Genomic DNA, 13418 nt, shown 5'->3' on the forward strand with positions numbered 1-13418 from the left:
CGACGGTGGCGCATAAGGCGGGCGGTGGGCGTGGCGCTTCGAGCCGGCAGGCCAGAGGGACCGCTCGATCCGGATTCCGGGCCGGTGCAGCAGCTCGCCTGGGAGTTGCGGAAATTGCGGGAACTGGCAGGGACGCCGAGCTACCGGTCCCTCGCCAAACGAGCGCACTATTCGGTCAGTACGTTGGCCGAGGCGGCGCAGGGCAGGCGGCTGCCGACCCTGGAAGTGACATTGGCGTACGTCGAGGCGTGCGGTGGCGACCGGGAGGAGTGGGCCGCCCGCTGGCAGGAGGCCGCGGGTCTGGCGACATCCGGCCCGGACGCCGATCAGGGGTGCCCGTATCCGGGCTTGGCCGCCTTCCAGCAACGAGACGCCGCATGGTTCTTCGGCCGGGACGACCTGGTCGGGCGGCTGGTCGAGCAGCTCGAAGACGGGCGCGGCCTGACGGCGGTGTTCGGCGCCTCGGGCAGCGGAAAGTCCTCCCTCATCCGGGCCGGCCTGCTCCCCGCCCTGCCGGAGGACCGGTATCCGCTCGTCCTCACCCCAGGGGCGCATCCGCTCGCCGAGCTCGCCGCCGCCGTGGCCGCGGTGACCGGTGACGATCCCGGTGCGTTGCGCGAGAGGCTCGGCGCCGACCCTGACGCGCTGCTCCTGGCATCGACCGGCCGGTCGCCAGTGCAGCCCCCAGTGCAACTGCCCGGGCAGTCGGCAGAGCAGCCGCCCGTGCCGCCGGCAGGGGAGTCGGCAGAGCAGCCGCCCGTGCCGTCGGCCGGGCGGCCTGTGGGGTGGCCGGACGAGGTGCGCCTGCTGCTCGTGGTCGACCAGTTCGAGGAGGTCTTCACGCTCTGCGCGGACGCCGTCGAGCGCAGCGCCTTCATCGGGGCGATCGCGTCCGTCGCACGTGCCCGCTTCGATCGTTGCCAGGTCGTGCTGGCGGTACGCGCCGACTTCTACGGCCACTGCTCGAGCGATCCGAACCTCGTCGCCGCGCTACGCGAGGGGACACAACTGCCGATCGGGCCGCCGAGCGAGGCGGAACTACGCGAGATCATCACCGAATCGGCGGCCCAGGCGGGCCTGAGCGTCGACGCCGACCTGGTGGCGACGCTGCTCTCGGACGCCGCCGACCAGCCCGGGGCGCTGCCGCTGCTGTCGCACGCGCTGCGCGAGACCTGGCAGCGCCATCAGGGCTCGGACCTGCGCCTCGCCGACTACCAGGCCAGCGGTGGAATGCGCGGCAGCATCGCCCAGACCGCCGAGAGGATCTACCTGGGCAGCGGCGCGGACCGGCGACAGGCGATCCGGACGATCTTCGTACGGCTGACCGCGCTCGGAGAGGGCACCGACGACACCCGGCGGCGCATCGGCCGTGCCGAGTTGCAGGGCATCGCTGCCGGCGTCGATGTCGGCGACCTGCTGGAGGAGCTCGCTCGCGCCCGGCTGGTCGTCCTCGGTGAGGACACGGTCGAGGTCGCCCACGAGGCGGTCATCTCCGCCTGGCCCCGGCTGCGCGACTGGCTCATCGACGACCGCTCCGACCTGCGTACGCACCGGCGGCTGACCCAGGCCGCCGGCACCTGGGCCGAGCTCGGCCGCGACGCCGGGGCGCTCATGCGCGGCGGGCAGCTTGCCGTGGTGAAGAGCTGGGCGCAGCGGCATCCCGAGGACCTCAACGACCTGGAGGACGAGTTCCTCGGCGTCAGCACCGCCGCCGACCGCCGCCGCAGCCGGCTGACGCGGCAGCTGATAGCGGCCATGGCGACGCTGCTTGTACTGGCGCTGGTCGCGGCGGTCACGGCCGCACGAGCGCAGCAGTCGGCGAAGGACCAACGCGATGTGGCGCTGTCGGAGAAGGCGGCCGGGGAGGCCGCCGATCTGCGGAAGGTCGACCCGGCGCTGGCCGCGCAACTGAGCCTCGCCGCCTACCGTCTCTCGCCCACGGTGGCTGCCCGCAGCAGCCTGATGAGCAGCTTCGCGGCCCCGTTCGCCACCCGGCTGACCCATGAGATCAACACGACGGCGTTCACTCCCGACGGACGCATCATGGCGACCGGCGGGGACGACCGCACGATCCGGCTGTGGGACGTGACCGCTCCGCACCGGCCGTCCGCCATCGCCGTACTGCCGGGGCAGCCCGATGACGTCGAGTCGCTCAGTGTCAGCCTGGACGCCCGCACCATGGTCAGTGCGAACTACGACGGCACCGTACGCCTCTGGGACATCTCCGAGCCGCGTCGTCCGGCGCTGCGGGCCACTCTCGCCGCGCACAAGGAGGCGGTCTTCCGTGCGCCGCTGAGCCCGGACGCCCGCACACTGGCGACCGCGAGCGCCGACGGCAACGTACGGCTGTGGGACCTGTCGCAGCCGGGCGCCCCCACCCGGCTGGCCGAACTGACCGGGCACACCGCGACCGTCGGCACGGCCGCGTTCAGCCCGGACGGCAAGACGCTTGCGACCGGCAGCGACGACGGCACCGCGCGGCTGTGGAGCGTCGGTGACCCGCGTCGCGCCAGGTCACTCGCCCGGTTGCCGCGCCAGGAGAGCGCCATCACCTCAGTGGCGTTCGGCCCCGATGGGCGGACGCTCGCGGCGGCGGGCTACGACCACAAGACCCGGCTGTGGGACGTCGCGAAGCCCCGCGACCCGGTGGCGCTCGCCACCCTGTCCGGCCACGCCGCACCTCTCCAGGCGGTCACGTTCAGCCCGGACGGCCGGACGCTGGCCACGGGCGGCTGGGACTACACCGCACGCCTGTGGGACGTCTCCGAACCCCGCCACCCCAGGCCGCTCACCACGTTGTCCAATCACACCAACACCATCTGGTCCCTGACCTTCAGCCCGAACGGGCGGATCCTGGCCTCGGCCAGCTCAGATCACAGCGCGCTGCTCACCGACGTGCCCGGCCCGCTGATGGCGGGTCACGACGGCGCCCTCTCGACCGCGGCTCTGAGTCCGGACGGACGAAGCGCGGTCGTCGGCAGCGAGGACTTCACCGCCCGGCTGTGGGACGTCCACGAGTCGGGCCATCCGGGGCCGCTGTCGGTGCTGCGCGGTCACACGGGTCAGGTCAAGGCGGTGGCGTTCAGCGGCTCGGGCCGGATCGTGGCGACGGGGAGCATCGACACCACGGTGGGCCTGTGGGACGTCTCAGATCCGCGGCGACCGGTCCGGCTCGGGTCACTGAAGACCGGCGTCGAGGTGCGTACGGTCGCGTTCATGCCCGGCGACGGGATCCTCGCGAGCGCGGGCGGCGGTGTGGCCGAGGTGGAGCTGTGGGACGTCTCCGATCCGCGCCGGCCCGAGCCCGCCGGGATCATCAAGCAGAACATGGGGTCGATCTCGGTGGCGTTCAGCCCGCGCGGTCGGCTGCTGGCCGTCGTACAGGACTACGACGTGCATCTGTGGAACGTCACCGATCCGCACCGGCCGGTGCGCGTGGCCGAGTTCGCCGCGCATCCCGACACGATCCAGAAGTTGGTGTTCAGCCCCGACGGGCGCAGGCTGGCGACCGCCGGTCTGGACGGCACCGCGCGCCTGTGGGACGTCGCCGACCCCGCGCGTCCCCGGGCGCTCGCCACGATGACCGGACATGTCGGCGGGGTGCAGTCGGTCGCGTTCAGCCCCGACGGCCGCGCGCTGGCGACCGCGGGTCTGGACGGTACGGCGCGACTGTGGGATCTGGACGGTGGCAGCACGGTCGGCAGCGGCGGCAGTGGCGGCGGCACGGCCGGCGTCGGTGGCAACGTACGGCCGGTGCTCCGTGCCGTTCTCAACGGGCACTCCGATCGGGTGCACGCGGTGGCCTTCGGCCCCGACGGACGCACCGTGCTCACCTCGAGCGAGGACCGCACCGCGCGCCTGTGGAACACCGATCCCGAACAGGTGGCCGCGCAGGTCTGCGCGGTGGCTCACTCGCGCATCACCCGCAGGGAGTGGGACAGGTACTTCCCCGGCGTCGGCTACCGGCCTCCGTGCGCAGGCACGAGCTGACGTACTCCCTCCATGCCCGAACCCGCACCAGAACGGATCTTTCCTCAGTAACGTGCATGAGCACACAATCATGATCTTGTGGAGGGGTCTTGCGGTCCGAGGAATTCACCCGGCGTGATTTCGGCAAGCTGATGGGTCTCGGCGGGCTGGCGCTGGGCGTCCCCGGCCTGGCGGCGGGGTGCACCACCGAGGCGCCCGCCGCCCGCGTCGCCGCCGCGGTGCAGCGCACCTGGCGGATCTCCGGGGCCGCAGGGGCCGGGCTGAGCGGCTTCGACACGGCCGTCAAGACCGTCATGCAGGCCCGGAGCATCCCGTGCGGTTCCCTCGCCGTGATGCGCAACGGGAAGCTGTTGCTCGCCCGGGGTTACACATGGAGCGACGATGCGTCGCTCAGCGTCCAGCCGACCTCGTTGTTCCGGATCGCGAGCCTCAGCAAGGCCGTCACCGCGACCGCCGTCATGCGGCTGGTGCAGGACGGCAAGCTGAGCCTGGCCACCCCGGTGACGCAGCTGCTCACCTTGACGCCGCCGGACGGCCAGTCGGCCGATCCGCGGCTGAGTCAAGTGACCGTACGCCGTCTGCTTCAGCACCTGGGCGGCTGGGACCGCTCGATCACCGCAGATCCGACCTACCGTGACCGTGAGATCGCCACTCAACTGGGCGTTCCTCTTCCGATCACCAAGGCCGACATGATCCGGTTCGGTACAGGGCTGAAGATGGATCACGCCCCGGGCACCACCTACGCCTACAGCAACTACGGCTATCTGCTCCTGGGACAGATCATCGAGATGGTCTCGGGAACCACCTACGCGGACTACGTCCAGCAGGAGGTGCTCACACCGCTGAGCATCTCGCGCATGCGTCCGGGCAGATCGCTGCGGAGCGGAGCGGCGCCCGGCGAGGTCCCATACTACTCGCAGTACACCGGGAAGTCCGTGTTCGACGCCGCGGGAACGACCGTGCCCAACCCGTACGGTTCGTTCAACCTGGAGAATCGGACCGCGGTGGGCGGGTGGCTGGCTTCGGCGGTCGACTACGCTCGCTTCGCCACCATCTTCGACGGCAAGACCACGGTGCTGAACGGCACCTCGGTCTCCACGATGTTCGCCAAGCCCGAGACGGGGCTCAACGCGGACGGGTACTACTACGGCTTCGGCTGGAACGTGCGCGATGTCAGCGGCGGGCGCAACACCTGGCACGACGGCAGCCTGCCCGGCACCACGACGCTGGTGACCCGCAGATTCGACGGGATCACCTGGGCGCTCCTGTTCGACCAGCGTGACGACGCCTCAGGCCTCGGCTACACCTACAACGACTTCAGCCAGCCGCTGCACCAGGCCGCGAACGCCGTGACCACCTGGCCCACGGGAGATCTCTCCGGCCTCTATTTCTGAGCGGTCGGCGGTGTGCCCTATTAAGGCCCCAAAAACGCCTATCGATCATTAGGCCCGTGGGCCCTTTCTCCCGGGTGTCGCGGCCGATTGAATTGTGCTCACGTTCCCGTGCGAACAAATTGTCGAGGTACTTTTTCGTGCAGGGAAATTGTCAATTCATGCGCTGGGGCTAAAAGTCCGGCCGGTCGATTCCAGGGAGTCGCATGAACATCCGCTCGAACCGTTTCAAAGCTCGCCTCGCGATGCTGGCCGTCATGCCCGCGGTGGCGGCGTCCGCCGTGGTCGTCGGCAGCGCCACCCTGCGCTTGCCGCCTGCGGACAGGTCGGCGGCGACTTCACGCATAAGGACGGCGTGTCACGTGTCGCGTTCACCGCTGTCAAGAACTGCACGAACAACGACATCCGCGTGTACGGACGTCTCTATGACACGAAGAACGACAGCCGTAGCGTGCGCCTGGACATCAAGTAAGGCGGCACCTTCGGTAACGACTTCGTGAGGTGGGGAGGCGGATACAACACCAGTACGCCGTTCGACCACAATGCCGGCGACACCGGCTCGTACATCGAGCTCTGCATGTTCGCCTACAACAGCTTCGGGCAGAGCAGCACCGATTGCGAGCCCTATTACTTCTGACCCGCCGCTCTTCGTCGGGGGTAGGCCACCCCCCGGCTCGTAAGAGCACAGTCGAGGCAGACGTCGGCCCGTCGCGACAGCGGCGGGCCGATCGGCTGCAGCAGCCCGGGCGAAGAGCTCGTACTTGAGCGCGCTATGAGTCTGGGAATCAAACCGAACATGGCCCTTGAGGGCCCTGACCTGCGCTCCGATGTAGCCGTCAGAATCGGCTCTTAGCCCCTGTTCACCCTGGTTAATTGCGCGCTGATGGCACGACCGCTTCGGTGGTCTTCTTGCCCTTGCGGTACTGGATGACGTGCTCGGGTGTGGTGAACACGCCGACCAGGCCCGTGATCTCGATCTCGACGCCGGTCTCTTCCTGGCATTCGCGGATGCCGCACTGGCGGATCGTCTCGCCCTTCTTCAGGTCGCCTGACCTGGGCCGCTCGTCATGTGATCCCTCAGTCGCTGCAGTGGCAGGGAACCGACTCCGGCAGGATGGATCCGCATGACGGTTGGGAGACATGAACTCGCGCAGCTGCTCAGAACCGCCGGGCTGGAGGTAGTGGGGCAGGTCGAGGATGTCCTTTCGCCCTTGGCCGCATGGCGCCCGGTCATCGCGGTCCAAGCCACGCCCTCCGTCGCCGTACGAGGAGATCGGCCTGACCTCGTCGCCGAGATCAACGCGCAGTGGCGCCGGCTCGCGACTGATCGCGGGGTGATCAGCGACGACGGAGTGTTCCTCATCGACGTCGCGGGCGACTGGACGGGCTGCGCGCCCCCGGCGCTGGACGCGGGTCCGACTCACCGCCGGGTGGGACCTGGCCGGAGTGCTGGGAGACCGCCCCGGACAGCCGGAATTCGTCACGCTCTCGACGGATGGGGGCGCACTGGTGGGGGTGACGACCGAAGAGTTCGAGGTCTGGCTCATCGCCGTGGACGGCCTCGAGCAGCGGCAGGAGAACAGCCGCGCGGTCTGATCGCGGCGACACTCGAAGGGCTCCGGTTTCATCCGGGGCCCTTTCTCTTTTGGGCGTTTGAACTGGGTCGCTTGACAACACACTACGGTAACACCCTAATGTGCTAGGTATCTAGATGAATGGAGTTCGGATGATCGAGTTCCACCTGGACACCCGCTCGGGTGTTTCGCCGTATCTGCAGTTGGTGCGTCAGGTTCGGCAGGCGCTGCGGTTGGGCCTGCTGAAGGAGGGTGACCAGCTCCCGACGGTCAAGGAGGTGGTGGCGCGGCTGGCGATCAACCCCAACACGGTGCTCAAGGCCTATCGGGAACTCGAGCACGAGGGCCTGGCGGCCGCCCGGCCGGGGAGGGGGACGTTCGTGACGGCGACGCTGGCCGATGCCTCGCTGGCCGCGCACGGGCCGCTGCGTCAGGACCTGCGGCGCTGGCTGGCCAAGGCCCGCCGGGCGGGTCTGGACGAGGAGAGCATCGAGGCGCTGTTCATGACCACCTTTCGGGCCGCCGCTCAGGAGGAAATAGCATGACCGCCGTCTTGCAGGCCCAGGGGCTGGGCAAAAGGTACGGGCGGCGCTGGGCGCTGACCGACTGCACCCTGGACATCCCGGCCGGGCATGTGGTGGGACTGGTCGGCCCCAACGGAGCGGGGAAGACCACGCTGCTGAACCTGGCCGGCGGCCAGATGGCACCGACGTCGGGCAGCATCACCGTGCTCGGCGGCCGGCCTGGGGCCGGCCCTGCGCAGCTGGCCAAGGTCGGGTTCGTCGCCCAGGACACCCCCACCTACGCCGGGTTGAGCGTCGCCGACCATCTACGGCTCGGCGCCCGGCTCAACCCCGGGTGGGACGATGCACTGGCACGCGACCGGATCGAGCGGCTCGGCCTGGACCCCGCCCAGCGGGCCGGGAAGCTGTCGGGTGGTCAGCGCGCCCAGCTCGCTCTCACTCTGGGCATCGCCAAACGACCAGAGCTGCTGATCCTGGACGAGCCGGTCGCCGCGCTCGACCCGCTCGCCCGCCGCGAGTTCCTGCAGGGCCTGATGGAGGCCGCGGTCGAGCACGAGCTCAGCGTGGTGCTGTCCTCCCACCTGGTCTCCGACGTGGAACGGGCCTGCGACCACCTCATCGTGCTCGTCGACTCCCGCGTCCAGGTGGCGGGAGAGGTCGAGGAGTTGCTGGCCACCCACCACCGGCTCACCGGCCCGCGCCGCGACCCCGCCACCCTCCCGGCGAACCAGCACGTCGTCTCGGCCAGCCACACCGAACGGCAGACCACTCTGATCATTCGCACCGACGCTCCGATCCACGACCCCGCCTGGACCGTCAGCCAGATCAATCTGGAGGATCTCGTCCTGGCCTACATGGACAAGCGCACCGACACCGGCCGCCGGCCTGCCCTGGAGGTCCAACGATGATCTGGCTGACCTGGCGCCAGTTCCGCGCCGCGGCCGCGATGATGTTCGCCGCCCTCGCCGCGCTCGCCGCCGTCCTGGCGCTCACCGGCCCGGGGCTTTCCGACGACTACGCCTCCGGTATCGCCGCCTGCACCACCGAGAGCGGCGGCTGCTCGAACTATGTCCAGCGGTTCTTCCACGACAACCAGGCGTCGTTTCTTGCCGTCACCGCCATCGTGCTGCTGCTGCCCGCCCTCATCGGGCTGTTCTGGGGAGCGCCGCTGATCACCCGTGAGCTGGAGGCCGGCACACACCGGCTGGTGTGGAACCAGAGCATCACCCGCACCCGCTGGCTGACCGTCAAACTCGCCCTCACCGGCCTGGCCGCCATGACCGCCGCCGGACTGGGCAGCCTCGCGGTGACCTGGTGGGCCGGCCCCATCGACAAGGCCGCCGCCGGTAACTCCCCGGGCTTCCCGCGGCTGGGGCCGCTGGTGTTCGACGCCCGCGGCATCGTCCCGATCGGGTACGCGGCCTTCGCCTTCGCCCTCGGCGTCACCATCGGCATGCTCGTCCGCCGCACCCTGCCCGCCATGGCCATCACCCTGGTCGTCTTCGTCGCCGTCCAGATCGCCATGCCCCTGCTGGCCCGCCCCCATCTTTTGCCGCCTACCCGTTCGGCCATCCAGCTCACCGACTCGAAGATCGACCTGATCGGCATACGGCACCCCGGCGGCCCGCTGAATCTGAGCTTGGAGAAGCAGGTGCCCAGCGACACGGGCGCCTGGGTCCTGTCCAGCCGAATCGTCGACGCCTCGGGGAAGACCGTCGCCGGCGGGATCATCCCCGTGTCCACGTCCTCTGGGCCCTGCGCACCCCGGCCGGCCGGGCAGGAGCCCGAACCGCGGCCCGGGCAGTCCGGGCATCCGATGTTGCCTTGCCTCGTCGAACTGGGGCGGCTCGGCTACCGGCAACAGCTGACCTACCACGCCTCCAGCCGCTTCTGGACCTTCCAGTGGTACGAGACCGCCATCTACACCGCCCTCTCCCTCGGCCTGTCGGGTTTCTGCTTCTGGTGGCTCCGCCGCCGCCTGTCCTGACCCCGCCTGCCGCCGGAGAGGAACCACATGAGTATCGAGAACACTCGCGCATGGGGGCGTTCCGGGAGGCGAGCTCTGGCCGTATTGATCGTGCTGACCATGGTCGCCGTCGTGATGGTGGTGGTGGTGCGAACGTACGTGATGCCGGAGAACGGCGATGAGCGATACTCCGCCCAGATCCGGCGGACCGAATATGGCATCCCACATGTCACGGCTAAGGATCACGGGGGTCTCGGATACGGGTACGGGTACGCGTTCGCCCAGGACAACCTGTGTGTCATGGCCTCACGGGTGGTGACCCTGCGAGGTGAACGATCAAAATACTTCGATGCGGGAGTGCCCTCCGACGATCCGGTCGAGCCGGTCTCCAACCTCGCGAGCGACATCTACTACAAGGGCGTCCTGGCATCGGGCGTCCTGCGGCGGACACTGGCGCGCCCGGCGCCGCACGGGCCCACCCCAGAACTGCGTCGGATGGTCGACGGCTATGTCGCCGGCTACAACCGCTATCTGCGCGACACAGGGGTGAAGCGGCTGCCGGATCCGACCTGCCGGGGCAAGGCCTGGGTCCACCCGATCACCGCCCTGGACATCTGGAGCAACATCCTTGACGTCAATCGCGCCGGGACCGCGGACTTCAAGGAGGCCATCGCCACCGCGACCCCGGCCGGAGCCGGCGCCACCGGATCCGGGGGCCCGCGAGCCGTACCGACCACGGCGGTCCCGAAGGCGGGGACGACCGCTCCCGGCAGCAACGCGTGGGCCCTCGGCCGGAAGGCGACCCGTGACGGCCACGGCATGCTGCTCGCCGACCCGCACCTCCCGTGGAACGGCGCCTGGCGGCTCTACCAGGTGCAGCTGACCATTCCCGGGGTGCTCAACGTGTCGGGCGCCAGCCTGTACGGCACACCGGTGGTCGAGATCGGCCACACTACGGGCGTGGCCTGGACCCACGCGGTCTCGCACGCGCCACGCTTCACCCTCCACCAACTCGCTCTCGCGCCGGGCGAACCCACCAGCTACGTGGTCGACGGCCGGGCAGAGTCGATGGGCCGGCAGAAGGTGAACGTCACCCTGCGAGACCCCGTCGGCGGGACCGTCACCGTCACCCGTACCCTCTACACCTCGCGGTACGGCCCGGTGCTCGCCACCGGCTGGACGACCAGGACCGCGTTCGCCCTGGCCGACGCCAACGCCTCGAACCTGCGCTCGATGAACGAATGGCTGGCGATGGGCGCCGTGCAGAACCTCGCCCAGCTGCGCACGGCCCAGAACACCTACCAAGGCGTGCCCTCCTACTACACGCTCGCCACCGACACCAGCGGGACGACGTACTTCGCCGACTCCTCAGTGGTCCCGCATGTCACCGACGCCCAGGCCAAGCGCTGCATCAGCACGCCGGAGGGCAAGGCGCGATATCCCGAGACGCTCGTCCTGGACGGCTCCACGTCGTCCTGCGGCTGGGGCAAGGATCCCGACGCGATCGAGCCCGGCATCTTCGGACCCGGCCGATACCCGACGCTGACCCGCACCGACTACGTGGCCAACTCCAACGACAGCCCCTGGCTGACCAACCCCTCGGCTCCCCTCACCGACTACCCCCGCATCTACGGCGACACCCGTACCGAACGCAGGCTGCGCGCCCGGCTCAGCCTGGACCTGATCTCCCAGCGGCTGGCCGGCACCGACGGCCTCGGCCCGCCCGGTTTCACGCTCGAGACCCTGCAGGCCACGGCGATCGGCAAACGCAACTACAGCGCTGAACTCACCCGCGCCGACCTGCTGGCGACGTGCCGTACCCACCCCGTCATGACCGCCACCGACGGCCGGCGGATCAACGTACGCCAAGCATGCGACACGCTCTCGGCCTGGGACGGCCGCGCCGACCTCGACAGCCGCGGCGCCATCCTGTGGCGCGAGTTCTTCACGCGGCTGGGGCGAAGCGGCCGGGTCGTAGCACCAGCCGATTCTTCGCCGCCCACGCCGGACGGCCCTCCGCCGACACCCAAGCCGGCCAGCGCGAAAGACACGGCGTCGGGTGACTCGAAGGAGCCGGAGACCGGCCGGTGGCGAGTGCCGTTCGACCCCGCGCACCCGCTCATCACCCCACGCGGACTCGACCGCAAGAATCCGGCAGTGCAGCGCGCCCTGGTCGACACCGTGCAGCGCCTCCAGAACAACCGCACCCCCTTTGCCCTCACTCCGGCGGACGCCCAGCGCTACGCCTCGATCCCCATACCCGGCTGCACCGACGAGGAAGGCTGCTTCGACCGCATCGACTCCTCCGGGCCGATCGGCGGCGGCCGCTATCCGGACGTGGACGGAGGCTCCAGCTTCCTGATGGCCATCGAGCTGACACCGAACGGGCCCCGCACCCGCACCCTGCTCACCTACTCCCAATCCGCCAACCCGGCCTCGCCCCACCACACCGACCAGACCGCCTTGTTCTCCCGCAGCCAGTGGATCACCGAGCGCTTCACCGAAGCCGAGATCAACGCGACCCCACACCTGCAGACCACCGCCCTCCGAGGCTGACGACCGCTCACGTCAGGCGGTCACCTGGCCAATAGGCTCACAACACGAACAAGCACGACATGTGCAAGGCCAAGCCCTCGGAACTCCCCAGGAGATGTGATGAGCACCGTGGTGATGCACAACGTCGTGTGGTGATCGGGCGTCACCTGTTCGACATGACCAACGGCTGGGAGGGGTCGCCGCCGGCGGGCGAACACGTGGTCGTGGTGTCGCACCGGCCCAAGCCCGACGGGTGGCACCCCGAGGCGTCGTACCACTTCGTCGACGATGTGGCACAGGCGATCGCGAAGGCCAAGGAACTCGCAGGGGAGCGCATCGTCGCCGTGGCGGCGGCCGACGCCGGCGGGCAGGAACTCGCCCTCAGGCCTGGTGGACGAGGTCGCGATGGACGTCGTGCCCGTGGTCTTCGGCTCAGGCAAGCGGTACTTCGGGTCGGTCGATGCCCAGCATCTGCTCGAGGACCCGCACACGGTGATCAAGGGCGATCGGGTGCTTCTGCCTCGCGGCATGTGCGGACGACGAGCCAGGGGCTTCGCGGCCGATCTGATCCCAGAGCTCGTCCGCACTGGGCTACCCCACTGGGGCGCGCATGAGGAAGTGGAGCGCAGTCGTCCCGAAACCGTCGCGCTGTCGGATCGATTGCAGTCGGCGTGCCAGAAAGTCCTCGAAAGAAATCTGGGAGGCGGTGTCGGATCGGGGCGGAGGTGTTCGTAGCAGGGGTGAGGGGCCGCCCACGAGGGGCGGCCCCCGCGGAGAAGGGAACCGCGATCATGAAACTGACGACCACCACGCAGGTCTCCGTCGATGGAGTGGTGCAGGGAAACGGCGGGCGGGATGAGAACCGCAGCGGCGGATTCGAGCGAGGCGGATGGGCCGGGCCGCTGTTCGACAGCGAGGCCATGACGTTCGTCGACCAAGTGTACCAGAGCGCCGACGCGTTCCTGTTCGGCCGGCGGACCTACGAGCTTTTCGCCAGCTACTGGGGCGTGAGGGAAGATCTGGGGAACCCGATCGTAGGTGCCTTGAACACGAAGCCCAAGTACGTCGCGTCGAACACGCTCACCGAACCGCGCTGGGCGGATACGACCGTCCTGTCCGGTGACCTCGCGGCGGCCATCGGCGAGCTGAAGGCCAAGTCGGCGGGTGAGCTGCAGGTGCACGGCAGCGGCGCCCTGACCCGGTGGTTGCTCGAGAACGGCCTCGTCGACGAGATGAATCTGCTCATCGTCCCGGTGGTCGTCGGCCAGGGCACGCGGCTGTTCCCCGCCACCGGCCCGGACATAGCGCTTGACCTGGTCGAATCGCGAGCCTTCCCGAAAGGCATAACGCTCCAGGTCTACCGGCCGGCCGGGCGCCCGGAGTATGCAACCGACTGAAGCACGTGACGTAGGTGACGCACTAGTGTCCTGCGCCAGAA

At 69.4% G+C, this 13418-nt stretch carries 12 protein-coding genes; 11 read left to right on the plus strand and 1 reads right to left on the minus strand.

The features are described 5' to 3' along the window. Positions 1–30 precede the first annotated feature (30 nt). From HKK72_RS42040 to HKK72_RS08360, 4 genes are all read left to right on the plus strand, one after another. Positions 31–3990 carry a helix-turn-helix domain-containing protein gene (locus HKK72_RS42040; protein ID WP_187233681.1) on the plus strand — a complete coding sequence of 1320 codons (3960 nt, stop codon included), beginning with the start codon at positions 31–33 and terminating at the stop codon, positions 3988–3990. An 89-nt stretch (positions 3991–4079) separates the two neighbouring features. Further along, positions 4080–5384 carry a serine hydrolase domain-containing protein gene (locus HKK72_RS08350; protein WP_261986642.1) on the plus strand — a complete coding sequence of 435 codons (1305 nt, stop codon included), beginning with the start codon at positions 4080–4082 and terminating at the stop codon, positions 5382–5384. 94 nt (positions 5385–5478) lie between these two features. Then, positions 5479–5853, plus strand: a complete 375-nt coding sequence (locus HKK72_RS08355; protein WP_187233682.1) for a hypothetical protein — start codon at positions 5479–5481, stop codon at positions 5851–5853. A 24-nt stretch (positions 5854–5877) separates the two neighbouring features. Continuing rightward, positions 5878–6018 carry a hypothetical protein gene (locus tag HKK72_RS08360; protein WP_187233683.1) on the plus strand — a complete coding sequence of 47 codons (141 nt, stop codon included), beginning with the start codon at positions 5878–5880 and terminating at the stop codon, positions 6016–6018. Between the two features lie 232 nt (positions 6019–6250). On the opposite strand, the gene HKK72_RS08365 is transcribed toward HKK72_RS08360, so the two are convergent. After that, the gene (locus HKK72_RS08365) at positions 6251–6625 is read right to left on the minus strand and encodes an NUDIX hydrolase (RefSeq protein ID WP_261986643.1); all 375 of its coding nucleotides are present in this window, start codon (positions 6623–6625) and stop codon (positions 6251–6253) included. A 202-nt stretch (positions 6626–6827) separates the two neighbouring features. On the opposite strand from HKK72_RS08365, the gene HKK72_RS08370 reads away from it, so the two are divergent. The 7 genes from HKK72_RS08370 to HKK72_RS08400 all read left to right on the plus strand — a co-directional run bounded on the left by HKK72_RS08370 (position 6828) and on the right by HKK72_RS08400 (position 13377). Beyond that, entirely contained in the window at positions 6828–6977 is a 150-nt protein-coding gene (locus HKK72_RS08370) for a hypothetical protein (RefSeq protein WP_187233684.1), read from the plus strand. A gap of 130 nt (positions 6978–7107) precedes the next feature. Next, positions 7108–7500 (plus strand): GntR family transcriptional regulator, encoded by a 393-nt coding sequence (locus tag HKK72_RS08375; protein WP_187233685.1) that lies wholly within the window; start codon positions 7108–7110, stop codon positions 7498–7500. Beyond that, positions 7497–8387 carry an ABC transporter ATP-binding protein gene (locus tag HKK72_RS08380; RefSeq protein ID WP_187233686.1) on the plus strand — a complete coding sequence of 297 codons (891 nt, stop codon included), beginning with the start codon at positions 7497–7499 and terminating at the stop codon, positions 8385–8387. The genes HKK72_RS08375 and HKK72_RS08380 overlap by 4 nt, the downstream gene beginning before the upstream one ends. Beyond that, positions 8384–9466 (plus strand): ABC transporter permease subunit, encoded by a 1083-nt coding sequence (locus HKK72_RS08385; protein ID WP_187233687.1) that lies wholly within the window; start codon positions 8384–8386, stop codon positions 9464–9466. The genes HKK72_RS08380 and HKK72_RS08385 overlap by 4 nt, the downstream gene beginning before the upstream one ends. A 27-nt stretch (positions 9467–9493) precedes the next feature. Next, on the plus strand, positions 9494–12001 hold the full coding sequence (locus HKK72_RS08390; RefSeq protein WP_261986644.1) for a penicillin acylase family protein: 2508 nt from the start codon (positions 9494–9496) through the stop codon (positions 11999–12001). 369 nt (positions 12002–12370) lie between these two features. Then, positions 12371–12715, plus strand: coding sequence for a hypothetical protein (locus HKK72_RS39755; RefSeq protein WP_222720483.1), 345 nt, complete (start codon positions 12371–12373; stop codon positions 12713–12715). A gap of 56 nt (positions 12716–12771) precedes the next feature. Beyond that, positions 12772–13377, plus strand: coding sequence for a dihydrofolate reductase family protein (locus HKK72_RS08400; protein ID WP_187233688.1), 606 nt, complete (start codon positions 12772–12774; stop codon positions 13375–13377). Positions 13378–13418: the final 41 nt, after the last annotated feature.

This window comes from Actinomadura sp. HBU206391 (genome assembly GCF_014323665.1).
In the GTDB taxonomy this organism is placed as follows: domain Bacteria; phylum Actinomycetota; class Actinomycetes; order Streptosporangiales; family Streptosporangiaceae; genus Actinomadura_C.

Excerpts from the sequence above, each read along its gene's own strand:
- HKK72_RS08375 (WP_187233685.1), top strand. The coding sequence starts at position 7,108 with ATGATCGAGTTCCACCTGGACACCCGCTCGGGTGTTTCGCCGTATCTG.
- HKK72_RS08380 (WP_187233686.1), top strand. The coding sequence starts at position 7,497 with ATGACCGCCGTCTTGCAGGCCCAGGGGCTGGGCAAAAGGTACGGGCGG.
- HKK72_RS08385 (WP_187233687.1), top strand. The coding sequence starts at position 8,384 with ATGATCTGGCTGACCTGGCGCCAGTTCCGCGCCGCGGCCGCGATGATG.
- HKK72_RS08390 (WP_261986644.1), top strand. The coding sequence starts at position 9,494 with ATGAGTATCGAGAACACTCGCGCATGGGGGCGTTCCGGGAGGCGAGCT.
- HKK72_RS08400 (WP_187233688.1), top strand. The coding sequence starts at position 12,772 with ATGAAACTGACGACCACCACGCAGGTCTCCGTCGATGGAGTGGTGCAG.